Source organism: Flavobacterium beibuense, from assembly GCF_004151245.1.
GTDB lineage: Bacteria > Bacteroidota > Bacteroidia > Flavobacteriales > Flavobacteriaceae > Flavobacterium > Flavobacterium beibuense_A.
Genome location: NZ_JUIW01000006.1, coordinates 72,467 through 96,956 on the forward strand (window position 1 = coordinate 72,467; position 24,490 = coordinate 96,956).

21 protein-coding genes and 2 pseudogenes are annotated in these 24,490 nt (G+C 38.2%); 9 read left to right on the plus strand and 14 right to left on the minus strand.

Translation table 11 applies throughout. The annotated features are described in order from the left end of the window. The first annotated feature begins 63 nt into the window (after nt 1-63). Together NU09_RS09265 and NU09_RS09270 are read left to right on the plus strand one after the other, a co-directional pair. Complete coding sequence (locus NU09_RS09265; RefSeq protein WP_129751004.1) at nt 64-1,086, plus strand: LLM class flavin-dependent oxidoreductase; 1,023 nt, start codon at nt 64-66, stop codon at nt 1,084-1,086. 281 nt (nt 1,087-1,367) lie between these two features. Continuing rightward, entirely contained in the window at nt 1,368-3,581 is a 2,214-nt protein-coding gene (locus NU09_RS09270) for a T9SS type A sorting domain-containing protein (RefSeq protein WP_129751005.1), read from the plus strand. 216 nt (nt 3,582-3,797) lie between these two features. Here the strand turns inward: NU09_RS09270 and NU09_RS09275 are convergent, their stop codons facing one another. Together NU09_RS09275 and NU09_RS09280 are read right to left on the minus strand one after the other, a co-directional pair. Beyond that, nucleotides 3,798-4,523: a LytR/AlgR family response regulator transcription factor gene (locus tag NU09_RS09275; RefSeq protein WP_129751006.1), complete on the minus strand. Its 726-nt coding sequence runs from the start codon at nt 4,521-4,523 to the stop codon at nt 3,798-3,800. Beyond that, nucleotides 4,523-5,551 (minus strand): sensor histidine kinase, encoded by a 1,029-nt coding sequence (locus tag NU09_RS09280; RefSeq protein WP_129751007.1) that lies wholly within the window; start codon nt 5,549-5,551, stop codon nt 4,523-4,525. The genes NU09_RS09275 and NU09_RS09280 overlap by 1 nt, the downstream gene beginning before the upstream one ends. 204 nt (nt 5,552-5,755) lie before the next feature. Here NU09_RS09280 and NU09_RS09285 point away from each other — a divergent pair, with 204 nt between their 5' ends. Continuing rightward, entirely contained in the window at nt 5,756-8,128 is a 2,373-nt protein-coding gene (locus tag NU09_RS09285; protein ID WP_129751008.1) for an outer membrane beta-barrel family protein, read from the plus strand. Further along, the gene (locus NU09_RS09290; protein ID WP_129751009.1) at nt 8,106-8,291 is read left to right on the plus strand and encodes a hypothetical protein; all 186 of its coding nucleotides are present in this window, start codon (nt 8,106-8,108) and stop codon (nt 8,289-8,291) included. The genes NU09_RS09285 and NU09_RS09290 overlap by 23 nt, the downstream gene beginning before the upstream one ends. 56 nt (nt 8,292-8,347) lie before the next feature. Here NU09_RS09290 and NU09_RS09295 read toward each other — a convergent pair whose 3' ends face one another. Then, entirely contained in the window at nt 8,348-8,671 is a 324-nt protein-coding gene (locus NU09_RS09295; RefSeq protein WP_129751010.1) for a nuclear transport factor 2 family protein, read from the minus strand. A gap of 20 nt (nt 8,672-8,691) precedes the next feature. After that, on the minus strand, nt 8,692-9,474 hold the full coding sequence (locus NU09_RS09300; protein WP_129751011.1) for an SDR family oxidoreductase: 783 nt from the start codon (nt 9,472-9,474) through the stop codon (nt 8,692-8,694). A gap of 132 nt (nt 9,475-9,606) precedes the next feature. On the opposite strand from NU09_RS09300, the gene NU09_RS09305 reads away from it, so the two are divergent. The 3 genes from NU09_RS09305 (at nt 9,607) to NU09_RS09315 (ending at nt 12,349) form a co-directional block, all read left to right on the plus strand. After that, on the plus strand, nt 9,607-9,963 hold the full coding sequence (locus NU09_RS09305) for a winged helix-turn-helix transcriptional regulator (protein WP_129751012.1): 357 nt from the start codon (nt 9,607-9,609) through the stop codon (nt 9,961-9,963). Nucleotides 9,964-10,501: 538 nt separating this feature from the next. After that, the gene (locus tag NU09_RS09310; RefSeq protein ID WP_129751013.1) at nt 10,502-11,497 is read left to right on the plus strand and encodes an SDR family NAD(P)-dependent oxidoreductase; all 996 of its coding nucleotides are present in this window, start codon (nt 10,502-10,504) and stop codon (nt 11,495-11,497) included. A 30-nt stretch (nt 11,498-11,527) separates the two neighbouring features. Then, nucleotides 11,528-12,349 (plus strand): helix-turn-helix domain-containing protein, encoded by an 822-nt coding sequence (locus tag NU09_RS09315; protein WP_129751014.1) that lies wholly within the window; start codon nt 11,528-11,530, stop codon nt 12,347-12,349. A gap of 361 nt (nt 12,350-12,710) precedes the next feature. On the opposite strand, the gene NU09_RS09320 is transcribed toward NU09_RS09315, so the two are convergent. The 6 genes and pseudogenes from NU09_RS09320 to NU09_RS09350 form a co-directional block, all read right to left on the minus strand. Next, nucleotides 12,711-13,331, minus strand: a complete 621-nt coding sequence (locus tag NU09_RS09320; RefSeq protein ID WP_129751015.1) for a sensor histidine kinase — start codon at nt 13,329-13,331, stop codon at nt 12,711-12,713. Nucleotides 13,332-13,725: 394 nt separating this feature from the next. Next, nucleotides 13,726-15,174, minus strand: a complete 1,449-nt coding sequence (locus NU09_RS09325; RefSeq protein ID WP_129751016.1) for a DUF1254 domain-containing protein — start codon at nt 15,172-15,174, stop codon at nt 13,726-13,728. A 47-nt stretch (nt 15,175-15,221) separates the two neighbouring features. After that, nucleotides 15,222-16,637 carry a DUF1254 domain-containing protein gene (locus NU09_RS09330; protein ID WP_129751017.1) on the minus strand — a complete coding sequence of 472 codons (1,416 nt, stop codon included), beginning with the start codon at nt 16,635-16,637 and terminating at the stop codon, nt 15,222-15,224. A gap of 190 nt (nt 16,638-16,827) precedes the next feature. After that, the gene (locus tag NU09_RS09335) at nt 16,828-17,307 is read right to left on the minus strand and encodes a YqhA family protein (protein WP_129751018.1); all 480 of its coding nucleotides are present in this window, start codon (nt 17,305-17,307) and stop codon (nt 16,828-16,830) included. Nucleotides 17,308-17,499: 192 nt separating this feature from the next. Continuing rightward, a pseudogene (locus NU09_RS17285) lies at nt 17,500-17,604 on the minus strand (IS3 family transposase); the annotation flags it as partial. Between the two features lie 287 nt (nt 17,605-17,891). Next, nucleotides 17,892-18,206, minus strand: a pseudogene (locus tag NU09_RS09350) (IS3 family transposase); the annotation flags it as partial. Between the two features lie 430 nt (nt 18,207-18,636). Between NU09_RS09350 and NU09_RS09355 the strand changes: the two are divergent. Continuing rightward, nucleotides 18,637-19,197 carry a Crp/Fnr family transcriptional regulator gene (locus NU09_RS09355; protein ID WP_129751020.1) on the plus strand — a complete coding sequence of 187 codons (561 nt, stop codon included), beginning with the start codon at nt 18,637-18,639 and terminating at the stop codon, nt 19,195-19,197. 189 nt (nt 19,198-19,386) lie between these two features. Then, complete coding sequence (locus tag NU09_RS09360; protein ID WP_129751213.1) at nt 19,387-19,776, plus strand: RidA family protein; 390 nt, start codon at nt 19,387-19,389, stop codon at nt 19,774-19,776. Nucleotides 19,777-20,012: 236 nt separating this feature from the next. Here the strand turns inward: NU09_RS09360 and NU09_RS09365 are convergent, their stop codons facing one another. From NU09_RS09365 to NU09_RS09380, 4 genes are all read right to left on the minus strand, one after another. Continuing rightward, entirely contained in the window at nt 20,013-21,380 is a 1,368-nt protein-coding gene (locus NU09_RS09365; protein WP_129751021.1) for an alginate export family protein, read from the minus strand. Between the two features lie 17 nt (nt 21,381-21,397). Further along, on the minus strand, nt 21,398-21,817 hold the full coding sequence (locus NU09_RS09370) for a DoxX family protein (RefSeq protein WP_129751022.1): 420 nt from the start codon (nt 21,815-21,817) through the stop codon (nt 21,398-21,400). Nucleotides 21,818-21,819: 2 nt separating this feature from the next. Continuing rightward, the gene (locus NU09_RS09375) at nt 21,820-23,619 is read right to left on the minus strand and encodes an amidohydrolase (RefSeq protein ID WP_129751023.1); all 1,800 of its coding nucleotides are present in this window, start codon (nt 23,617-23,619) and stop codon (nt 21,820-21,822) included. A 112-nt stretch (nt 23,620-23,731) separates the two neighbouring features. Further along, a complete protein-coding gene (locus NU09_RS09380) occupies nt 23,732-24,421 on the minus strand; it encodes a hydrolase (protein WP_129751024.1) in 690 nt (229 codons plus the stop codon). Between the last annotated feature and the right edge of the window lie 69 nt (nt 24,422-24,490).

The window sequence follows — 24,490 nt, forward strand, 5'->3', positions numbered from 1 at the left end:
TAAACTCACTAAATGAATCTAAACAATATTAATATGAATAGTTGCGGAAACGCATAATAAATTATGGAAACAACAAAGAAGAAAATAGCCTACTCGATACTTGAGCTTGCCATTGTATCGCGTGGAGTTACTATAGAACAAACATTTAAAAACAGTGTTGCTTTAGCACAAAAGGCTGAAGAAATGGGGTACAAGAGGCTATGGCTTGCAGAACACCATAATATGGTGCATGTAGCCAGTGTTGCCACTTCTATACTTATAGGGCACATAGCAGGAAATACAAAAACCATCCGTGTGGGATCGGGCGGTATTATGCTGCCAAATCATTCACCGCTAATAGTGGCTGAGCAGTTTGGTACGCTTGGCAGGCTGTATCCTGATCGAATTGATTTAGGATTAGGAAGGGCTCCGGGAACCGACCAGTTAACTGCGCACGCTATTAGAAGTGACAGAATGCAGTCGGTAAACAGTTTTCCTGCTGAGATTGAGAAAATACAACAGTATTTCTCAACAGAAAGCGAGTGGGAGCAGGTACGTGCTGTTGTAGCCGAGGGGGTTGATGTACCGTTATATATTTTAGGATCGAGTTTAGACAGTGCTCACCTTGCGGCAAAAATGGGGCTCCCGTATGCTTTTGCCAGTCATTTTGCGACCGGACTGCTGGAAGAAGCCCTACATATTTACAGAAAAGAATTCCAGCCTTCTGAGTACCTTGATAAACCATATACCATTGCAGGGATTAATGTAATTGCAGCCGACACAGATGACGAAGCCGAGAGAAATTATACATCACTGATAAGGATGTTCCTGGGAATACTTACTGGGAAAAGAGAACCTTTACAGCCACCAATGGAAATGACGGATGAACTGATGATGATTCAGCATAACCCTGCAGTGCGTGAAATGCTTAAGTACTCTTTTGTAGGAAGGAAAGAAGCTGTTGCGAAGCAAGTGGATAAATTTTTAAATGAAACTGGTGTGGATGAATTGATGGTAGTGTCAAACTTTTATGATTATAATGACAGGGTTAAATCCTATCAGATTTTATCGGAGATAGTAGACGAACGAAATAAAGTAATAGTATAAAATAAAAAAGCCCATACAATGTATGGGCTTTTTTATTTAAGTGAATTTATAGGATTAAAATCATTTTAACAGGAGCAGTTTATATCATATAAATATTTCGATTTCCTAAATTGGAAAATTGCAGAATCTGAAATAAAGGAAATCAATGTGATAAAAATTCGTCAATTTAATTGACCTTATGCAGCTATTTAGGAAAAATATACTAAACCTATAAAAATTTATAAGAAGAGAAGAATAAATGTCTAATTTTAAGCCCATTATTTTTATAATGCATCTAATTTATGAGAAAAACAATACTTTTTTTATTTCTTATTTTAAGCCTTGTCCAAATCTACGGACAGGAACGAAGCCAGCAAAACGACTCCAGGGTATATTTGCCTCTTATTGAAAAGCAATATGTTGAAGATAAAATTGCAACAGATGCCAAAACCCCCTTATATGAGTTTGCTATCCTGACCGATGTTGATTATACCACAACTAATAGTGGTACCTGGACAGAACTGCCTAACGGCGACCGTGTTTGGAAATTAAGATTTACATCTGATAATGCTAAAAATATTCATTTTTGGATTAGGAATTTTTTTATTCCTAAAGGGGCACTTTTATATGCTTACCCAGAAGGGCATAGGCAAGAGGCTGATATATATGATTCACTTCAAAACAATAATCCGTCTTATTTCGGTATTTGGCCTATAAGCGGGGGTGATGTATGGCTGGAATATTATGAGCCGGGAAATATAAAGGGACTCGGTCGTTTTGAATTATTTAAAGCAGGACTTGGCTATCAAAATGTAGCTACCAAAAGTACTAATGATATATTATCGCTATCCTGTAATTTTGATGTAGAGTGTTTTATGGATGGTATAGAAAATATAAAAAATCATTGTAAAAAATCAGTTACAATGATATTAGGAGGTACAGATGAAGGTGCTTTTTTAGCTAGCGGAGCGCTTATAAATAATACCCTTAATGACGGTACACCTTATATATTATCGGCAAATCATGCCTGGGTAGATACAGCTATGTACACCTTTAGGTTTAACTGGATAAACCCAAACCCCGACTGTCCGTCATCAGGTTGGGGAGATCAGTCCATCAACGAAAACCAAACTGTAAGCGGGGCAACATTACGGGCACGACGTGCACAAACAGACTTTTTGCTAATGGAGATAAATACAGACCTTCCGGAAGAATGGAACCTGGTATGGTCTGGATGGGACAGGAGCGGAATTCCTTCCTTATTTACTTTCGGAATTCATCATCCTGCAGGGGATATTATGAAAATATGCAGGGATTTTGATAGCCCTGAAATATTAGATGAGGATAATGGAGATATAAAGTGGCTTATCAATAATTGGGAAATTGGCACAACCGAAGGGGGTTCATCCGGTTCTCCGCTTTACACTGATCAGGGTGAAATTATAGGGCAATTATGGGCTGGCGCTTCAGCCTGTAACGGAAGTAATCCTAATGGGGCATTAGATGTTTATGGAAGGTTTGATGTATCCTGGAATGCCGGGATTACACCTGACACCAGACTTAAAGAGTGGCTTGATCCTGCTGATACAGGACAGTTGAGTGTTGGTTTTTACCCTCCTTTACCAACCTATTCGCTTGATGGCGAGATTAGATTTATTGATCAGGGAACTTCAATATGCGGAGATGGAATAGAATCGGTAATAAGGATAGTCAATAATGGAAGCTCTGTAATCTCTCAAGCTGTAATTCAGTACAGTATAAATGATAATACACCGCAAAATATATATTGGGAAGGTAATCTAAGTGAGAATGAAGCAGAAGTTCTTTATTTGCCTAATATTCTTGGAGATAATGGCAATAATAGTTTTGTTGTAAACCTTTTAAGTATTAATGGTGTAAGTGATGAAAATCAGGAAAATGATATACTTGAGGCTAACTTTGTTAAAAGGATTGTACCAGACAATCAAATAGTTTTGGAAATACTTACAGATAATTTTGGAGAAGATATAAGTTGGCAGCTTACCAATGAAAATGGCGCCGTACTCTATAGTGGAGACTCTTATGATGATAATCAGTTGTATACACAGGATATGACTCTCCCTAACGGTTGTTATTTGTTTTCAATTAGTGATAGTTATGGAGACGGACTATGTTGTACCCAGGGCAATGGTTATTATAGCCTCACTTATAATGGCATTCTGCTGCAAGGCGGAGGCGATATGGGAAGTGGAGAATCAATAAATTTTAAAGTAGAAGGTGAGCTGAGTATAGATAAAAATAGTATAGAAAACGTAAAGATATATCCCAACCCTTCAAAAGGTATTTATAATATACAACTTATAGATGAGGGTAAGGAATATATTCTGTATAATCAGTTGGGCCAGACATTGAAAGTCGGTAGCTTAAATTCAAAAGAGAATATATTAGATATTAGTTTTTTACCCACAGGTATTTATAAATTATGGGTTGGAGACATCTCAGGAGATTATACCAAATTTACTTTACTTAAAGAATAATTACTCATATAGGTTTGGTACCATGTGCCATTCGATTAGGATAATAAAACAAAAAATCCCGAAATATAATATGATTTCGGGATTTTTATTTGTGACCTTGACAGATTGAAGGAATTTTATTACTGTAATCTTATAATCTATAGACACAGCGTTGGGTGTATATAAGTTTACTCAGGAATTGCAGCGTTAAACTGAATGTTATATAACCTGCCAATTTCAAATTTTAAAACGTTCTATCCTGCTAAAAAAATCATTTCTGTAAGTATCTCCCAAAGGCAGGCACTTACCGCTAATCCACACTTCGTTATTATCGGTTTTTTCTATTTTGCCAATAGCTGCAATAAATGACCTGTGTATTTTTATAAATAGATTGTCAGGCAAATTTTCTTCAAAGTATTTTAGGGTATTATAGGTTACCACCTGCTCGCTTGAGGTATGTAGCACTACGTAGTTTTTTATGCTTTCTATATAGTTAATGTCTTTTATTTGCATACGCTGGTAGCGGTTTTTGCCATCGGTTTTTACAAAAAAATATTCATCGGCAGTTGTATCGGCAGGTAGTCTTATTGCTGTAGGTTCTGTATTTTGTTTACGTATTTTTTCTACTGCCGCTATAAAACGGTTAAATGGTATGGGTTTTAGCAGGTAATCTATCGCATTCATTTCAAAGCCTTCTATGGCAAATTGCGGATAGGCCGTAGTAAACACAACTTTTACCTTGTCTTTAATAATTGCCGAAAGCTGAATGCCGGTTAGTTCGGGCATTTGTATATCCAAAAATACAACATCGGGCTTATGCTGCTCAATAAGGGCAAGGGCTTCTACGGCCCGTGTGCAGGTGGCTAAACACTCTATACCCTGCAATTGCTCAGTATATTTTTGTAGCAGGCGTATTGCAGGTGGTTCGTCATCTACTATTATACAAGTTATATTGTTGCTCATTAGCTTAGCGGTATGTTAAGTGTTACGTTATAATATTGAGCATCCTGCTCTAGAACAAGACTATGGTTTTCGGGGTACATAATGCTTAACCTCTGGCTTATATTTTTATTGCCTATGCCGTGCTCATCATAACTTTGGGTAACACGGTATTTGTTGGTTGTGGTAAAGATAAGCCTTCCGGCCTCTGTTTTGATACTTATAGTAACAGGACTGTCAAAATCATCGGTAATACCGTGCTTAAAGGCATTTTCTAGAAAATGGATTAATAGTAAAGACGGTATTTTGTACATGCCTGTATCATGAGGGTGTGTAAAGGTTACGGCCACACCGCCGTCAAAACGCCTTTTAAACAGGTCGATATAATTTTGCAGGAATACCACCTCGTCTTTCAACAGTACCATATCGTTCTCACTTTCGTAGGTAACATATCGCAGCATTTCAGAAAGTTTCATGATATCGTCAGCTACTTTGGGGTTTGTATCATACAAATCAGAGTAAAAACCATTGAGCGAATTAAACAAAAAGTGTGGGCTCAGCTGGTTTTTAAGAGCCAGTAATTCGGCCTGTTTTTTTTCTAAGGTCAGCTGGTTAACCTGTGCGCTGGTATTCCACAGGTATTTCATAAAATACCCTACAAGGCTAAACAGCATGATCCTTATGGAATAATAGGAGTTATCATATATATAATATACGGAGGTGAGATCGCGCATATCATAATTATGATAGCCGATTATTTTAAAAAGTATTATCTCCTCATAGAAAAAGCGTATGGCGGGAAATAGTATTAGAAGTCCAAATTGTGCTACTATTAATAAGCGCCATTTTTTATTGGGAATTGTCTTTGGGCAGATAAACAGGTAGTTAATGTAAAAAATAAGTAGCTCAAGAGACACAAAACCTAAATTCTGTAAAATACTCCATGTTGTATTCAGATTCTTATCAATCGTTATACTCCTTAAAAGCTGTTCAAGCCCTACAAAAAGGAGCCAGAATATAACGTGATACAGTATTTCTTTTTTCTTGCTCATAGGGCTAAAGTACTGCTTGTGTTAAATATATACAGTGATATTTGTTTAAACAGGTAAAAATACAGGACAAATACCGTTTTTAGGACAACGAACCCAAAAATAACATGTCTTAACTGTTTTGTTTTACAGACAAGCGGATTGATACCAAATGGGATTTGCCTTTAAACGGGCAATGTAATATTGCTGTATAAAATTAATACAACAATGAAAAAATTACTACTTATTACGATTATCCTTTTTACTTCATTACCGGCACTGGCACAGTATACCATTAAAGGTGTGGTAAAAGAACAGAATGGTGACGTTGTTTCTTTTGCTTCGGTATATATTATTATAACAGATACCATTATAGCCTACACTGAAACCGACGACAACGGCAGCTATACACTAAGTATACCAGCCAATTTTACAAGCGGAACCTTTACAGTTAACTACTTTGGCTATGCTACCTATACACAGGAAATCAGTAATACTAACCTGCCAGGAGAAATAAATGTTACCCTGGAATCCCAGCAGAAACAGCTTGATGAGGTAGTAATAAATGTACGCCAAAAGGCCATGACCATGAAGGGCGATAAAACCATACTTAACGTTGAGGCAGCCGGTATAGGTAACGGCAATAATGGCCTTGAAACCATACGCCTGGTGCCGGATATGCGCCTTGATAAAGACGAAAACCTGGTGTACAGAGGCAGTACGGACCTACAAATAATGATTAACGGTAAAAAAAGCCTGCTAACCGGCGATGCCCTGCGTGAATACATAAGGTCTTTAAAAGGGAGTGATATTGAGTCGATTGAAATTATAGCGCAGCCTTCTGCACGATATGAAGCTGCGGGAACGGCAGGAATAATAAACATTGTGTTAAAGAAAAGTCGTAAGGCAGGGCTTTCGGGCAGTATAAACACAGCGACATATTATGGCGAATATTTTAAAAGCCAACAGGGGGGAAGGCTGTTTTATAACGATTCGCTGTGGACGGTTACGGCAAATGGCTCTTATTACAATGGAGAATCCGTTAATCACAGGCACATAAAGCAAACCATAGCGGATGAGGCGAGTGAAAGGATAATTGACCAGTACAACACCTGGCTGCCGGTTACAAAATCGGGCGGTTTTAATGTGGCTGTAGAACGAAAGCTTGATCAGAACCAGGTTATCAGTACCGAATGGCAATATTATAATGAAAATAATATAGAAACCACTAACGGCTATACTGATGAATTCCTGAATGACATACTTCAAGACAGGGTAAACCTAAGCCAACGCTTTAACGCGCCCAAGAGCCGTGTTGCCGGTAACCTTTTTTACAATTTTACATCAGACAGCCTTACTACCAGACTAGATCTTCAGGCTAATTTTGCACGATACAGTTCAGAGCGAAATGGTTTTCAGCGCAATGATTATGATGGTGGAGACTATCTGAATCTTGATGGCGAGAATAAAACGGCATATACAATTGCTAATGTCCAGACTGATTTTAACCACAAGCTTACCAGCAACATAAATCTTGAGGCCGGTGCCAAGTATGCCTATGTAAAAATGGACTATTACAACCGATATGAAGCTAACGATACAGCACTGTTGTTTATACCTGATAGCCTATTAGTTAATGATTTTAAGTATGATGAAAAACTTGCCTCGGCTTATGCTCAGGCTTCGGCAGCATTTGGACGTTGGAATGTGCAGGCAGGGCTCAGGGCAGAATATTACAGGTTTACGGCAGCTTCAACGCTAAATGCACAGGTAAATAAAGGCGAATACACCAACCTGTTCCCGTCATTTTCATTAGGTTACAAACATGAAAACAACCAATACCAGTTTAGTTATAGCAGGCGCATAGGCAGGCCTGATTATTTATCGCTAAATCCTTACTATCAGTATATAGATGCTTACACACTGCAAACCGGTAACCCAGCCCTTAGACCACAGTATTACCACAGCTTTCAGTTGAATTACATCTACAAAAGTATGCTTAACCTGGGCCTTTACGGTTATTTGTACAAAGATGGCTTTACGCAGGTTATAGATTATCAGCGTGACCAAAACTACAACATTACCTATAGTGCTAATGCAGCAAACGGCAGCAGGTTTGGTTTTTCGGCTTCTATACCTTACCAGCCTGTTAAGTGGTGGACGGTGCAGCTGAGTTTAGATGCATTTTTAAGCAGCGAAAAATCAGAAATTGAAAACTTTGTCTACAATGGCACCGGCTTTGGCTATGATATTAACGTATATCAGGGAGTTGAGTTAAAAGGCGAATGGAAAATAACCGTGAACGGTTTTTACAACGGGTGCTCTACCACACCAAATGGTTTCTCAAAGGCTACCTATGATGTAAGCCTTTCGGGTAAAAAAAGCCTACTGGATAAAAAACTTGTAATTGCTGCGGGATGCTCTAACATATTAAGGAAAAGCCTGTACAACCATACCACACAAGTAAATAATGTATCTACAGACTGGACGAACCGTTGGGAAACCCGCCGCTTTTTTGTTCAGGTTACCTATTATTTTGGTTCTGGTAAGAACAAGGAAGTTAAATCTACATCTTTGGATGAAGAAACTAGTAGGATGTAAAGGATTAAATATAAAACAACGCCCCTGTCCTGTTTTCCAGGGACGTTGTTTTTCTTGTCAGGGATATAGATTGGTGTCATTATATCTTGCCGACATAGGTTTTTCTTCAAGCGTTTTTGCATGGATAGGGCAGTCATTTGAATGGCTTTGCAATAACTCATGATTTAAGCTATTAATACAAGAGAGTTTCTGGTTTTCAGGAACTCTCTTTGTTTTTTATTATTCTGTTACTTTTAAATATCGGATTAGTCCGTCAACAATTTTAAAATGAAATTTTAATGCAATAGGGCTTCCGGGAAATATGCCTGAACACTCTGCTGATAAGATACTTGCCGTACCATTTTCGGTATATTCAAGGGGTTTCATCACGGTCATGTATTTTTTGTTCGCCTTGTCAATCCACTGCTGGATTTCCGGTTTCCCATTGTGGGTCTTACCTTCATCAAATACCACGGCGGTTTCAGAAAAACAATCCGCGTAGGCAATGCTGTCAAAACTGTTTTGCGCATTAATCAGGTTTGTTATTACTTTCGGTAAAGTCATGTTATTATTTTTAAAGATTATTAAATTGTTGGGACTGTACCGCCATCAATTAAATATTCAGTCCCTGTAAGATAGCTAGCTCTTGGTGACACAAGGAAACCTACTAATTCGGCTACTTCTTCCGGTTGTGCAGGCCTGCCATAAGGTATACCACCCAATGCATCCATTACACTTTGTTGAGCTTCTTCTACGGTACTGTTTGCATTTCGCGCAATCTCGCCCAGCCAGGCTACCGATGCGGATGTGTTTATCCATCCCGGCGAAACTGCCAGTACGCGGACACCTTTTGGTGTAACTTCATTGGATAGGCTTTTGCTGTAATTTCTTAATGCTGCTTTTGCTGCGGCATAAGGCAGGGTAGAATCATACAGAGGCAATATTCCCTGAATAGAGGCTATATGGATAATAACACCACTTTTCTTATCTATCATTTGTGGCAAAAATGCCCTGTCAAGTCTAACTGGTGCTAACAAATTAGCTTGCAGGGTTGATACCCAATCTTCATCTGTTAGTGCGCTAAAGCCGCCGGCAGGTGTTGTTGAAGAACCCAGATTGTTCACCAGAATATCCAGTCGCCCATATGTGGAGAGTACTTCGTTGACCAGCTTTTGTGCATCTTCCGCTTTGCTTAGATCGGAAGGGATGAAATGCAGCTTGCTGTTTTCGTCTTCCGGAAAGTTTCGGGCGGTAATAATTACCGTAGCACCAGCCTGAAGCAGCCTTTCTGCAATTGCTTTTCCGGTTCCTTTTGTGCCTCCTGTCACTAAAGCAATCTTGCCTGATAATTCGTTTTGATAATCCATTTTTTTATATTTAAATTTCTTTGTACAAATCTCGGGAGTACGTTAGTTCCTCACAAGTACGGAGTTACGAATCATATAGGGATAAATTATTCCCCTATTGCACAAATTGGTATATACAGTTAATTTTGTAATATGTATGAGAGAAAAACAATACCAAATCTGAATTGTGGCCTTGATCTGATAGGTGAAGTACTTTATGGCAAATGGAAAATACGTTTGCTTTGGTTTATCGAGCAGGGACATAAGCGCCCAAGCGAACTGCAGCGAAAAATACCTGATGCTTCGCGCAGGGTTTTAAATATTCAGCTGAAGGAATTAGAAGAACATGAACTTGTGACAAAAGTTATTTACCCTGTCGTGCCTCCGAAAGTAGAGTACAGCCTGACCGATTTTGGAAAAACGCTGATTCCGGTAATTTCAGCTATCGGGAATTGGGGAGATGAACATGAAGAACGTTTACGATCGCTCATTTTAAAACGTTTTGATTAAAATCTAAAACTCTCAGCACTGCTGATTTTCTTGTTTTTATATAAATCAACTATTGGATTAATCCCAAAAGGTTTAATCCTGTTAGGGTAATTTACTCAAGACAGTCAAACCAGCAGTACATACCTACAGGATTTATTATCGCTACAATAATTTGTAAGATTATACGAATAAAAAAATCCCGAAATCACTATGATTTCGGGATTTGTATCTGTGGCCCAAATAGGACAAATTTTAAACCATTTTATACAGGATTTAAAGAAATTAGCCTACTTTATGGAGGATAAGTTTTCGCTTTAGTGGTTTTGATGTCCTGTTGGAGATCTGATCCTGTTTATACTTATAATTCTAGCAATTTATTACAGTTTATTTAGTAATATTTAATTATAGGAATTATCAACTGCTTTATTGGTTCTGACTATCTTCCCCGTCACTTTATTTTTGCGCTGGTCTTTTAAACAAAGCAAATTAAGCCTTTTAAACAAAGTTGTCGGGAAGAAGTGCATCTACCTTTGCATCAATAACATTAAAACTTATTAAGATGCATCGGAATAATTATCAGGGGGCATTACAGCAACCAATCGGCTCGGGGTTTAATGCTTCTTCCACAGCAGCAGACGTAATTGAAGGTATTGATCTAACGGGAAAAATTGCAATTGTAACCGGAGGTAACACAGGTATTGGGCTGGAGACTACCAGAACCCTTGCAAAGGCAGGGGCAACCGTTATTGTTCCCGCAAGAGATGTAGAAAAAGCTAAACGTAACTTAGAAGAAGTTCCGCGTATCGAAATAGAACCAATGGATTTGATGAATCAAAAATCTATTGATTCTTTTGCAGAAAAATTCCTTGCATCGGGCAGGCCACTTCATTTGCTTGTCAACAATGCGGGTATTATGTGGGTTCCGCTTCGCCGGGACAGTCGCGGTATCGAATCACAGCTGTCAACCAATTATCTGGCACTGTTTCAACTGACGGCAAGGCTTTGGAATGCTCTTAAAAAGGCACAAGGGGCAAGAGTGGTAAATGTATCTTCGGGAGGGCACCAGTTTTCTGATTTTAATTTTGACGACTATAATTTTGAAAACAGGGATTATGACACATTAGTGGGCTATGGACAATCAAAGACAGCTGTGAATCTATTTTCACTTGAGTTAGATAACAGGGCACAGTCCTTTGGCATCCGTGCTTACTCGTTGTGTCCCGGTGCTGTAGGGGAAACCGAACTAGGTAGGGAAGCGCCAATAGACTTGCTACAAAAACTAGGTTACACCGATGCCGAGGGCAATATATTGCCCGAAGTAGCGGCATCACTCAAAACAATACCACAAGGTGCAGCAACAACCGTATGGTGCGCAACGAACCCCATGCTGAAACATACCGGGGGGGTGTACTGTGAAAATGTTGATGTAGCAGCGATGGTTACAGATGTTGCAATTATTGGAGGTATTAAGCCTTATTCTCTTGATGAAACCAATGCAAAACGTTTGTGGAAGTTAACTGAAGAATTAACAGGAATAGAATTTAAAACGAATTGATATTCGTAATTTTGAAAATTTACAAGTCCAATGGATTACGAGGTAAATTATATCAATTCTGAGATTAAGCTTTCCTGTTATTCAGGAAAGCTGTTTAAGACAGAAGCAGCCTTTAATGACCATCTCCTTGTATGGTTGATTTCAGGAGAAACAAAAATGATTTTAGCGGATAGTGCAATGGTTTTCGGGGCAGGATGTGTTTTTCTAATCCCAAGAAATCAAGTAGCCACTATTATAAATACACCAAAAGATGGATTGCCTCACAAAGCTGTAGCCATGCACCTGTCCACGGCAAGGCTCAGGAAATTTTATCTTGATAAAGAGGTGCAGAAAAAGACAGTGGTTGATAAGATCATTAGCTTTGATCAGCATCCTTTTCTGCAAAGTTACCTGGCATCTCTGATTCCGTATTTTGATCTGCAGGATCAATTTCCTGAAGATATTGCATGGTTAAAGATTACTGAAGCCATTAGCATACTCAGGACGATTGACAAAAGAACAGACAGTATTCTGGACAATTTTGAAGAGCCACATAAGCTAGAACTTGTATCATTTATGGAAAAGAACTTTATGTTTAACCTGCCTTTGGCAAAGTTCAGTTACCTTACTGGTAGAAGCCTCACCACTTTTAAACGTGATTTCAGCAAAGCTTTTAATACAACGCCACAGCGATGGTTGACCAGGAAAAGGCTCGAACTGGCATATTATCAGCTCACGGAAAAGCAAAAGCGCCCAGTTGAAATCTGCTACGAAACCGGTTTTGAGAACCTCTCCCATTTTTCTTATGCTTTTAAAAAGCAATATGGCTGTGCACCTACAGAATTGATTAGCCGTAATAATACAATTGGGTAATAAAAAGTTTGGTCATGGCATTTTGCCTTAAAGGTCACCGCAGGCATCTTTATCGGCACCGGTACTGTCGCCATGTAGCAGGGCCGGCCGACACCCTTGCTCGGACTATGGGAACGCATCTGCATCTTCGCCTTTGTTTTGGGTAGGCGTTTTTTTGTAGTGCTTTTGCAAAGAAGGGAGACGGAGTATAGCTAATATTAATATTCTTAAAATAAAAAACCCGAAATCGATATGATTTCGGGTTTTTTATTTGTGACCCCAACAGGACAAATTTCAAACCATTTCATGCAGGATTTGAAGAAATTAGCCTACTTTATGTAAGGTAAGTTTTCGTTTTAGCGGTTTAGATGTCCTGTTGGGGTTATCTAAAAATATGTAATGTAATTATAAACTCACTCCCTTCCCCCAATTCACTTTGTACATCAATTCTGCCTCCCATAGCTTCTATAAATTCTTTGCTTATAGCGAGACCCAATCCCGTACCTTCTTTCTCAGTTCCGGGAACCCTAAAATACTTGTCAAAAATTTTGGGAAGGTATTTCGGATCGATTCCTATACCGCTGTCTTTTACCTTTATGATTACTTTATTATCTGTTTCAAATGCTTTTATATCAATTGTAGTATTATCATAAGAATAACGGATAGCATTTGAAACCAGGTTGGAAACTATCCAGGTTGCCTTTTCCTTATCTGCTGAAACCAGGGGTAAATTTTCTAAAGGTTCAAAGTTGATAATAATGGATTTTTGTTCCGCGAGTTTACGATTGTTTTCAACAGCATCATTAATAACATTATTTATATCGACAGCTTCTATTTTAAGCTTAGTATTCCCTGTTTCAACCTGCGATATATTAAGCAGTTCTCCTGTAGTCCTTAATAGCCTGTCAGTATCTTCTTTAATGCTTTCAACTAGGCTTTTCTGCTCATTATTAAGTTTTCCTGTATGCTGATTATCCTGGAACACAGATTTCGAATACAGCATTGGCAGCAGATATATCCTGACAAAATACTGGTCACTGTCAGCCCATTATGATAGAGATATGGGATTAGGAGGAGGAATAGCGCTTACATACTAATTTATATCCTACTCTGTCACTCACCCTTGTTCTCAAAGATCATTGTTTGTGATAACAGTAAAAGCGACAAGTAAGATCAGAATCAGAACGATTTTTCTCATGTCATCAAATTTAAGTTAGTTAAAGAATTATAATAAAAAAAGCCTTTCATAGTTGAAAGGCTTATATCGCTAGAATCATATTGATTTATCTTTAGCCACTTCATATAATAAGTGTATTGCAGCACATCATGCAGCAAACGATTCTCATTATATTATCGTATTCATTATTCAAATTTAGAATATATTTTAAAGAACAATGTTAATCTTTCTTTACTAATGGGGGTTGTTTCCATGAACCATTCAATGCTTTTTCTTTTGGCCAATACAATCTCATAATCATAGAAAATGGCCCTTTTGGAGCTGGTAACCAATTAGACTCTTTCTCTTTTCCCGGTGATTGATTTTGGATAATCAAAGTTAGTCCACCATCCGGATCTTTTTTAAATTGAGACATCATGGTTGAATTAAGCAGGTAACGGTTTAAGGAATTTTCTACTAATAAACTAGAAGGCTGTTCATACATCGTAAGTGACCAAAAAGAATTTACAGGAGGCAGCTCATGTGGACTAAACCTAATTGTATATCTGTATTTACCGTCAAGTTTATCGCCTTTACTGTCAATATAATAAGCCGGATACATAGCCTCTTCTTTTGTATTTCCATAAATTCCTAGCGCAGCAGCCATCATTCTAAATAAATAATTGTTCTTTAAGAATGCTCGCGTTCCATAACCATCACTTGGGGATACTTCTCCCTTTTCCAGTTTTATCTGTAGTTGTTTGAAATCTGCCCAAGCATCCCTTATGCCGTCATGCATCGCTTTTTTTATTTCAGGGCTGAGAGATAATGTGTCTATTGTGTTTCCGGCGGCGACACCGATTTTTGCAAAACGCTTCATAAGATTTATTTCGCTTGGGTGAGTGGGGCAAAATTGTAGTGCAAAATTTAAGTTATTAAAGACCTGCAGCGATTTATTCTCCTGATCACGAGTTAATGGTTTTATATAAGTTATATCTTTTATTTTAGAATGTTCTGGCTTTCCTAAAAAAGCAGAAAGAGGTTTTGCAATGTACTGATTTTGTATTTTAATTACATTTTTAAGATCGGCTACGTTGTATAATTGGGTTCGGAATTGAGCCGAAGCAATTTCTGTTTCACAATAGATTACTTTGGTAATGTTTTTAGGGGTTTTGCCTTTCCATCTTGGTCCTGCAATCATGAAATTACCGCCACCATTTCCAGTTGTGCGACTGCCAAGGTAGTCAAAATTATGAGTGTATAAATCAATTAACTGAAGACTCCAATATCTATTTTTCTCAATTACTGGTATTGTAAAAACGATGGGTTCTGCTCTTAAATCCAACCCTATCCATGAGTATGGCGTATCCGAGTTAGGTGTTTGAATAGTTTTGTCCTTTGGCGTAAATACCCTTGGAATATTGCAAATAGTATTCCATGGTGCCTTATAATCTGAATCCAGTTTGTTAACAAAAAAAGCATATTGCACTCTGGAATTGTCTACAATAGGAAAGCCATAAATATATGCTTCTTTGGCTATGGCACGTACTTCTTCAAGGCTTAATCCCTGTGCTTTTCCTGTTGCCGCAGAATCAATAGTTTCTTTTTTCTTTGAGTTGTCTTTGGTACAGCTTAACAGAGTTAGCAGAAATAAGGGAAATACCCATAATGATAGTTTTTTACTTGCCATAATTTAAAATTTATTGTTTAATTGTGAACTTAACATCAAATTTGTGGCTATTTTATCCTCTCTACACTCGGAGGTATCCATGTATTATTCATGGCTATTTCTTTGGGCCCATATATGCGAATCATTAAGTAAAAATCTTCTGCCGGCGCGGGTAGCCAATTTGATATTTTTGTATTGTCGGGTTTTTGATTCTGAATGTAAATTGTTAATCCACCGTTTTTGTCATATTGTAATCCTTCAGTTGTTGAATTGATAAGAAATCTATCAATTGGGTTTTTGACTAAATAACCTCCTACGCCATCTGCACTCTTATCATACATTGTTAGAGACCAGAAATACTTAGCTGGGGGAATCTGTTCTTTTGAAAAATGAATTCGATATTTATTAGCTTTTCCATTCAAAATATTGTTGTCTGCGTCGACATAAGTAATTGGATAAAAAGCTTCTGCCTTATCATTTCCGTAAATTCCTACCATAACTGCAGCTGCCCGTAGTAATCTGTTCCCTTTATAAAAGGCTCTATTTCCAAAAGGGTCCATCATGTTCCACCCATTTTTTTGATCGCCAATTTTTCCAGCTTTTTCTTTTATAGCGGCAATACCTTCAGCAATACCTTCATTGATAGCGGTAATAATGGTATCACTATATTGTTTTGAATCAAACTTAGCACCTGGCATAATGCCAATTTGTTCAAATTTTTTAAGTGATTTTAAATCCTCCTTGTTAAAGGGTTGTACTAAATTTAAATACAGATTAAAATATTTAATAAAATTGGCGTTATTAAAATCATTTTGGTCTGCAATAGGCAGCCAAGACAATGGGGCCGCTGTTTTAGGTTTAGTGGTTCCTATGAACTCGCTCATTGGAGTAAGCTTGTATTTATTCTGTATCATTATAACATTTTCCAAATCATTTGATCCGAATAATTGTGTTCTTCCAATTCCAGTGGCGAGTTGGCTTTCTACATGAAAAATTTTCTTAAACCTATCTTTTGGAATATCACCTTTCCAACCAGGACCGACAAATAAATAATCTCCAGCTTCATTACCTGTCACTCTTGTTCCTATATACGCAAAATTATGTGTAAAGAGATCTATGAACTGGAATACATAGTATCTATCGTTAATCTCAGGTACGGAAAAAACCATGGGTTCAGTTCTCAAATCCATTGCAAATACTGAGTAAGGGGTATCTGCATTCATAGAAACTACGTCTTTACGTGTATCATCAGCCGGTTTACTGTCGTTACTTATAATATTTAATTCGCTTCGGTATCCGGGGCTATTTTTATCTATAGAAGTGTAGTATAAAGACTTGTACCCCATCAACATTGGATAGGCATATATATAAGCTTCCTTAGCGATAGTTTTTGCCTCACTTGGAGTTAATGGCTGCTTAGCTTGATTTTTTTTACAATTATTGAATAGTAAAATGCATAGAAAGAGTAAAATAATCTTTTTCATAAGAATTTATATTATTGGGTTATTCCTATAACCTTTGTAAACATATGAGTAGTATAAAAACATTGTGTTTAACTAATTTTTAGTCCTTACTATCTTTTAAATTGATGTAAAATTGAGAGCCTTTTGATGGATTTAAATTTTTTTGAACCCTAAAGTGATCTTGAATTGCATTCATCAAAAATATTTACGTTTAATGGTCACTTTTTTTCAATATTGTTAAACTTATAGAGATCAATAATATGGCAATTGGTATAATAAGGGAATTGTAACTCAAGGGGATTTGTTTAAACTTATGTTCTGCAAGTCTCGCGAGATAGGATATGACAAGAGTCGTTAGCACTGCCTCCCAAAGTATTATTTTTAATTCCATAAAGTTTTTTACGTTTAGCCACTTTGGTAGAATTGATTGTTTAGTAGCTAGATCGTTTTCATTATTATTAAATAGAACAAGAAGACCTAAAGAAAATATAAAAGAGACAATTGCTATTAAAAACATATCAATTGTCTGTAGAAACTGTACTGCGGTAGCTTCCGCAAAATGTATTTTATTAATGGAGAATGTGTGGCAGAATTCGTAAATTCCCAGAAATACAAAGGAGATTCCCGTCAAAAACACAAGTCCCGCAATAATTTTTATCAAATAATAAATTGCTAAATACTGATATTTCATGACTACTCTTTTGAATTATCATAAATTTATGATAAGTATTTTTTTTTAATGTTAAAAAAACACTAAATAGTTGTAATTTTAAATGAAATTCGATTCAAAATATTTTTATATTAACTGAAATTAGATATACAAGTTAAATTAAAAGACGGCCTTATTTAAGGCAACTGTCTTTTTAAGCATATGAATCACAAACTAGCAATGTTCTATTATTGTCAAATTATTTAAATAACTATGCCTTCCTTGGGTATTGTAATAATCTATATAATCACTGATTGATAATTCTGCATTTTTTAAGTTTTGATATCTTTTATGCGGATTAACTCTGCTTTCAAAGTTTTAAAGAAGCTCTCTGAAACAGCATTATCCCAACAATTTCCCTTCCTGGACATACTTTTGATAACTGATTCATGCTTACTTAATTCATAGATAAATTCCTTACATGCGTATTGGATCCCCCTATCGGAGTGAAAAATCAATCGGGAATTGTTTAATATCTGCCTATCAAAAGTTGCTTTCTCCGATGCCTTAACACTCGTACTTCTTGCAGTTAGGCTGGTAGATAGCGACCAATCAATACTTTTCTATCAAAAAGATCTATGATCACTGTTAGGCAGAGCCATCGGAAATGAAGCTTTAATATAGGTGATATCCGATACCCAAACCTCATTTGTGTTGCTTACGTTAAATTCCCTGTCGAGTATGTTTTCTGCAACAGGATATGTGTGGGAGGAATTGGTAGTGATCTTATACTTTCGTTTGAAAACACTTTCTAATGACGCACTCTTCATCAGTTTTCGGATTAACTTTTCAGAAGCATGAAAACCTGATGCCTCAAGTTCTTTTGCAATTCTTGGACTGCCATATCTTTTTTTGTTTCTATAGTGTATTTTCTTTATTTCCTCAAGTAATACAAGATTATGTTGGTCTCTTTTGGATAGCGTCTTGTTTCTTCATTTATAATAGCCGCTGGTACTTACATTAAGAATCCTGCACATATCTTTTACCGGAAAACAGGATAAATGCTGGTCGATGAATTCAAATTTTACCTGTGTGAGAGCCTGAAGGCAGCCGGCGCATTTTTCTAATATGTTCCTTTCAAGTTTGGCATTGGCTAATTCTTTTTTCAAGCTCTTTAGCTCTGACTGTATTTTATTTTTCTTATTGACTTTTACTTTCGGCTTTTGCATTCTAAATTTTTAACGCACCAAAGCTCTGTCATTTTGTGTCCACTTTTTGGTATGAAGACCAGAAATAAGTTTGTTAATTTAGTGGTTGTTTAAATCGGAGATTGATTTCCGTATGCAGTAAATACTACGAATGTGTTATTACATGAATGAGCTCAGGAAACATATAGAGGAATTAATTTCATTGTCCGATGCGGAGTTTGTATCGGTTTCGTCTTATTTTACGATGAAACAGTACAAAAAAGATGAGTTTCTAATTCGACAGCAGGAAAAGGTACCTTACACCTATTTTGTGGTTTCCGGACTGTTGAAGCTAACCTATACCGATGCATCCGGGAAAGAACATATTTTATCTTTTGCAATGGAAGACTGGTGGGAAACCGATTATCTGGCATTTAATAGCGGAACGATGGCAACAATGTCGCTTATATGCCTCGAAAATACCAAAGTCCTGTGCTTAACCTTAAAGGATTACAAGGCACTATGTGCCGCATTTCCTAAAATGGAACATTTTTTTCTTCAGAAAGCGGTTAATGGGCATATCGCATCACAGCAGCGCATCCTCTCCCTGTTAAGTTCCAACGCTGCGGACAGGTATGCAAAGCTGCTGAAGCGCTACCCATCCTTGCTGCAACGGGTTTCCAAAAGCCAGCTCGCCGCCTACCTTGGGGTATCCCGGGAAACTTTAAGCCGTTTATATCAATAGGACATATCTCGTTATTAGATCGCTATACGATAGTTGTGATATACCTCACAGGTAAGACCTCTCATCTATCGGTAATTTTGTACTTGTAAGTAAAACCACATAGTGCAAATGAAAAAGATAGCAGTAGTAACAATTTTTTTAATTTATTCGGTAACGGCGATGTATTCGCAAGACAAAAATCAGGAAAAAATGGAGAAACGTGTAATTAACCCCTGGACATGGCAGGATGCCCGTAGCTATGTTCAGGCAGTAGAGGTAAGAAACAGTGCGGGTACACTTTATGTTTCGGGTCAGACGGCTATTGATGATGAGGGGCGATCCAGCACAGCCGATATGAAAACACAACTGGAGCAGGCCATCAAAAATCTGGAAAAAGTGATTAATCAGGCAGACTATGATTGTAAAAATATTGTTCGCCTAACGATTTACACCACTTCTACCGAAGAGCTATGGCCCCATTTTAAGATCCTTCAGGACTGGGTGGAAAAGCACGGGATGCAGCAGGCCCTGACCATGTTGGAGGTGACAGGCTTGTTTGAAACCCTTAAAGTGGAGCTTGAAGCCACGGTAGTGAAATAACCGTGAAATGTAAATAATAGCAAAAAGGGAAGTCTTCAAACAAGACTTCCCTTTTTTCTTATCCGTTTAATAATTTATTGGGATATTGGCTGCTCATTACTGCCTTGACCTATTATATTCGTAGTTTTGAATCATCCCGTTATAGTTGGTTATGGTGGTAGTTACCGTGGCTTTTTCCGATTATAGGACATAAGCCAAACCTTCATCGTTATAGTTTTATAATAATAAATAGATGTTTAGAACCTGAGTTGTGCCGTAAAAGCACCGTAATAATAATCTTTACCTGTTCCGGCTTCTTTAATAAAAGGCCCTGAATTAAACCAGGCACCTTCTACTGTTAGGGATAAAAAAGCATTTACATCAAAGTTGATATCAGCCGCAAGCTGAGTACCGATGAATTTTTCACTTAATCCCTGACCATCATATAGCAATTGTACATTAGGAGCATATATACCATCGTTAGTACTCCATCGCCAAAACAGATCATAATCCATACCCGCAGTTATTCTTTCACTGACGGTTATTTTTACTGATGGATGAACATCAAATAAATTAGAAGGGCCTATCAATGCCACCAAACCAAAGTAGGCCCCTCTGGGGTATAGCGGGTTAAACGTTTCAAGTTTATTGTCATCGGCATGCCTGTCGCCGGATATTATTTCTGTTTTCAGCCCTGCCACCGGACTGAATTTTATATTTGAAAACCGATAGCTGGTATTGGAAGACAAAGTCCAGGCACTAATGGTTTTGTCTTCCATTTTACCAAACTGAGCCACTGCTTCGAAGTCATATTGCCATGAACCTTTGTTTTTCCAGATGCGGATGCCTGTGGAATGGCGTACTTCTTTACCTGAAGCATCGTTAAAAGCGGCCTGTTTTTTATATAGTCCCAAATAATACAAATCGATGTTTTGTAAAAAGGAAACATTCTTTAAAACCAAATAGTTACCCCACAGCTTTGCATCAGTGTTAAAACGATCATCAAAAACCTCGGGTCTGTTAGCAACGGGATGAACATAAAGCAGCTGATTATTGCTGTTTTCAGCATTATAAATCATCAATCCGCCATCAAAAGCGATCCTGCTGTTAGGTCCTTCCCGCACACTTACAAGCCTTTGGGAACCAAACAATATTTCCTGCCGTCCAAACCTAAAAAACAGCTCGGAGTCCTGTTGTTTCATAAATACCACATCAGCAAATAACTGATGAATGTCCAATGGATTTTCATCAACAGGGCTCACATCGATCTTACTGTATGCAAAGCTGCTTTGTAACTGAAAAAATAATCTTATATATTTAGTACGTAAATGAAGGTGTGCCAGGTATCTAGCCATAACGTAACCATCGCTTCCGTTTGAATCGTCGCCCCACTTTTCATTAATGGTATTGATGTACTGATACCGTATTTCACCACCTGTTGACAGATAGTTTTCCCTGTTTTGAGTTACCGGAATGTATTTCATCTTATAGTAGAAACTTTCATGCTTTTCGGTTGCCAGATAACTAAAGTCATCATTATACCTCAGCAAACTGAAACGGGGTAGGGTTTGCGAGTGCATATCGGTCAGTATTGCCAGTAATAATATGATTAGATAGTTTCTCATTGATGAAAAGCTTAGACTTAATTTTTTTTGAATAGTATTGAGTCTACCGAGTATTTTCCCGCACCGGCAATCAGTAACAACAGGAATGATATACTGTACATAAACGGGATATCCCTTTGGGGCAGCGGATCGCTGCCATGTACTACAAAGTAGCCTGTAAGGGTAACAGCAAGTATAGGCAGTACTGCCAGCCTTGTTGCTATTCCGAAAATGACAAATAGCGGAAGAATAACATTTGCTGTAGTAGCAAATATCTGATTAAGGGCTTCGGGCAGGTGTAGCGGGTTCGGCACTACCTCGGCAGTACTGACCCCAACTCCCATTTTTTTAAGCCCGTGAACCAGGATAAGTTCGACAGACACTGCTACCCTGAAAAACAATAGTCCGAGGCTTATTGTATCCCAATTATGATTATTATTTTGCCAAGAGGTTCTCATGATTACTGGTTTTGATACCCTCCGTAATAATTAACAGGACTCCACTGTGGGATAGCTTTTAATTTTTCTGGTGCATACTGCTCAAATTCATTATTGCCATATACTACCTTACCATTAACCACCGTTAAAACCGATTGTATGTTAAGTATCCTGTCTTCGGGTACAGTAAAGTAATCGTCTGAAAGCAGTATGAAATCTGCCAGATAATTTTCTTTAAGCATGCCTCTGTCTGCATCCAGTCGTAGAAGGGCGGCACTTCCCTGAGTGAATAGTTTTATTGCAGCCGTTCTGTCCTGTATGTTTTCTTCAGCCATATATTTAAGCCCGCCAAGGGTTTTTCCTGTAGTAAGCCAGTACAGTCCAACCCAGGGATTAAAGCTGGCCACACGTGTACCGTCTGTGCCCATACCGACTTTAATCCCCATATCCTTCATTTTTTTGAGAGGTACTGTTTTTGCCGCTGCAGCCTTGCCATACCTTTTTATGAAATTCTCTCCCTGATAGGCCATCCTGTGCTGTATGGCAATGCCGCCTCCCAATGCTTTTACCCTTTGCAGGTTTTCATCGGATATGGTTTCGGCATGATCAAAGAACCAAAGCAGACCGTCTAAAGGTGTTTCTTTGTCTATCTCTTCAATAACGTTTAAAAAACGGGTAATACTTTCGTTGTAGGTAGCATGCAGCCTGAAAGGCCATCTGTTTTTTATAAGTAGGGAAAGTACAGCTTTAAGCTGCTGTTCCATAGCAGGGTTTAAATCAGGCCTTGGCTTATCAAAGTTTTCAAAATCTCCTGCGCTCATTACCAGGTTTTCTCCACCTCCCTGAACATGATATTCCATCTTGGGCATCTTACCAAATCGTTTAACCCCATCATCAGACACATCGCAACCCTGTCCTATTTCCACCGAACTGATCCAGCGGGTATAATCAGAAAGTTCGCTACCTGCCTTTTGCGCAAACAGGTAGTAGGGCATCCTTATGGTTAGCTCATTACTTTCACAGAGTTTTGTGGTAATGGCATAATCATCAGGATAGTTTTGAAACCCTCCTCCGGCATCCATAATGGCTGTAACCCCCAAACGATTCATTTCTGTCATAAAGAGCTTGGTAGAGTTTGTTTTTTCTTCTTCGGTAAGCTCAGGTAATTTAGAAAGTGTGGAATAAAGAATAAAAGCATTCGGTTCTGCCACCAGTAGTCCCGTAGGGTTTCCGTGAATATCTCTCTCTATCAGTCCTCCGGACGGATTTGGGGTGTCCGGGTTAATATTCAGGGCTTTTAGTCCGGCCTTGTTGAGATAGGCATGTCCGTAAAGGTGTAATACAAAGGTGGGTACATCGTCTGTAGCCTCGTTGATTTCCTGCAGGGTAGGAAGCCTTCTTTCCTCAAACTGCCAGGCATTCCATCCGCCCACTACACGAACCCACTGGCCTTTAGGGGTACGTTGTGCCTGTTCCTTCAGCATGGTGAGTGCTGTTTGAAGAGAACGAACACCATCCCAACGCAGTTCGGTATTAAAGAAACGTCCGCCCCTGATTATGTGCATGTGGGAGTCAAAAAGTCCCGGTACCATGGTTTTACCATATGCATTTATGACAGTTGTACTTTTACCTTTAAGTTTAAGTATCTGTTTATCATTTCCGGTTTTTATGATTTTTCCGTTAGCAACGGCTATGGCCTGGCTAATGGTATTATTGTTATCCAGCGTATGTATTTTGGCATTATACACTATCAGTTCGGGCGACTGCGCCATAACCGATACTGCAAAAAACAATAATGCAAAAAGGGTAATACGTTGTTTCATTTTTAGTTTTTTTAGATGAATTGATTGTTGAAAGGAGAAAAAGGCTGTGTATTAAATAGTGGAAGTTGAATAAGGGTATACACAGCCTTTTTGCAGAAATAAAAAGCAGCTATTAATGTTTTAGCATATCATGAGCATACTGAACGCCAATACCATAAGCGCCACCGTATTTTTTAACCAAATCGGTAACGTCCTTATAGGTTTCCTGACGGGCCCAGTCACGTTGCAGTTCTAATAAGTACTGTAAAGAGGTCATTGGTTTGGCACCGGCCTGTACCATTCTTGTAACAGCCATATCATGCGCTTCTTTAGATACATCTCCACAGGCATCGGTAATTACATATACCTCATATCCGTCGTTAATTGCAGAAAGAGCCGGTCCTACAATGCATACGCTTGTCCATAGTCCGGCAAGCACAAGTCTTTTCTTACCTTTTCCGGTAATGGCTTTGTAGGCATTTGTATCTTCCCATGTGTTCATGGTAGTACGATCGATATAGTTTGAGGTAGCCTGTGGATAGAATTCTTCAATTTCGGCAAAAACAGGTCCGCTAAACGATTTTTCGGCCACTGTCGTAACCACTGTGGGTACACTGAAAATTTTTGAGGCTCCTGCTACTAAGCCTGTATTGTTGCGTAGCTGGTCTATAGCGATACTCTGCGTTGCAAAAGCCATTTGGCTCTCGTGGTCTATCAGTACTAAGGTGTGGTTGGTTGGGTTTAACAGCGCCGGGCTTGGTTTTTGGGCAAAAGCTGTCAGTGATGCAAACAGTACAACTGCGGTTACAACTAGGTTTTTCATAATTACTGTGTTTTAAATTTTAATGATTTAATTTATGATCCACATGCAAAGTCTGGTCCTTGTTTGTAG

Excerpts from the sequence above, each read along its gene's own strand:
- NU09_RS09265 (WP_129751004.1), top strand. The coding sequence starts at position 64 with ATGGAAACAACAAAGAAGAAAATAGCCTACTCGATACTTGAGCTTGCC.
- NU09_RS09270 (WP_129751005.1), top strand. The coding sequence starts at position 1,368 with ATGAGAAAAACAATACTTTTTTTATTTCTTATTTTAAGCCTTGTCCAA.
- NU09_RS09275 (WP_129751006.1), bottom strand. The coding sequence starts at position 4,523 with ATGAGCAACAATATAACTTGTATAATAGTAGATGACGAACCACCTGCA.
- NU09_RS09280 (WP_129751007.1), bottom strand. The coding sequence starts at position 5,551 with ATGAGCAAGAAAAAAGAAATACTGTATCACGTTATATTCTGGCTCCTT.
- NU09_RS09285 (WP_129751008.1), top strand. The coding sequence starts at position 5,756 with ATGAAAAAATTACTACTTATTACGATTATCCTTTTTACTTCATTACCG.
- NU09_RS09290 (WP_129751009.1), top strand. The coding sequence starts at position 8,106 with ATGAAGAAACTAGTAGGATGTAAAGGATTAAATATAAAACAACGCCCC.
- NU09_RS09295 (WP_129751010.1), bottom strand. The coding sequence starts at position 8,671 with ATGACTTTACCGAAAGTAATAACAAACCTGATTAATGCGCAAAACAGT.
- NU09_RS09300 (WP_129751011.1), bottom strand. The coding sequence starts at position 9,474 with ATGGATTATCAAAACGAATTATCAGGCAAGATTGCTTTAGTGACAGGA.
- NU09_RS09305 (WP_129751012.1), top strand. The coding sequence starts at position 9,607 with ATGTATGAGAGAAAAACAATACCAAATCTGAATTGTGGCCTTGATCTG.
- NU09_RS09310 (WP_129751013.1), top strand. The coding sequence starts at position 10,502 with ATGCATCGGAATAATTATCAGGGGGCATTACAGCAACCAATCGGCTCG.
- NU09_RS09315 (WP_129751014.1), top strand. The coding sequence starts at position 11,528 with ATGGATTACGAGGTAAATTATATCAATTCTGAGATTAAGCTTTCCTGT.
- NU09_RS09320 (WP_129751015.1), bottom strand. The coding sequence starts at position 13,331 with ATGCTGTATTCGAAATCTGTGTTCCAGGATAATCAGCATACAGGAAAA.
- NU09_RS09325 (WP_129751016.1), bottom strand. The coding sequence starts at position 15,174 with ATGGCAAGTAAAAAACTATCATTATGGGTATTTCCCTTATTTCTGCTA.
- NU09_RS09330 (WP_129751017.1), bottom strand. The coding sequence starts at position 16,637 with ATGAAAAAGATTATTTTACTCTTTCTATGCATTTTACTATTCAATAAT.
- NU09_RS09335 (WP_129751018.1), bottom strand. The coding sequence starts at position 17,307 with ATGAAATATCAGTATTTAGCAATTTATTATTTGATAAAAATTATTGCG.
- NU09_RS09355 (WP_129751020.1), top strand. The coding sequence starts at position 18,637 with ATGAATGAGCTCAGGAAACATATAGAGGAATTAATTTCATTGTCCGAT.
- NU09_RS09360 (WP_129751213.1), top strand. The coding sequence starts at position 19,387 with ATGGAGAAACGTGTAATTAACCCCTGGACATGGCAGGATGCCCGTAGC.
- NU09_RS09365 (WP_129751021.1), bottom strand. The coding sequence starts at position 21,380 with ATGAGAAACTATCTAATCATATTATTACTGGCAATACTGACCGATATG.
- NU09_RS09370 (WP_129751022.1), bottom strand. The coding sequence starts at position 21,817 with ATGAGAACCTCTTGGCAAAATAATAATCATAATTGGGATACAATAAGC.
- NU09_RS09375 (WP_129751023.1), bottom strand. The coding sequence starts at position 23,619 with ATGAAACAACGTATTACCCTTTTTGCATTATTGTTTTTTGCAGTATCG.
- NU09_RS09380 (WP_129751024.1), bottom strand. The coding sequence starts at position 24,421 with ATGAAAAACCTAGTTGTAACCGCAGTTGTACTGTTTGCATCACTGACA.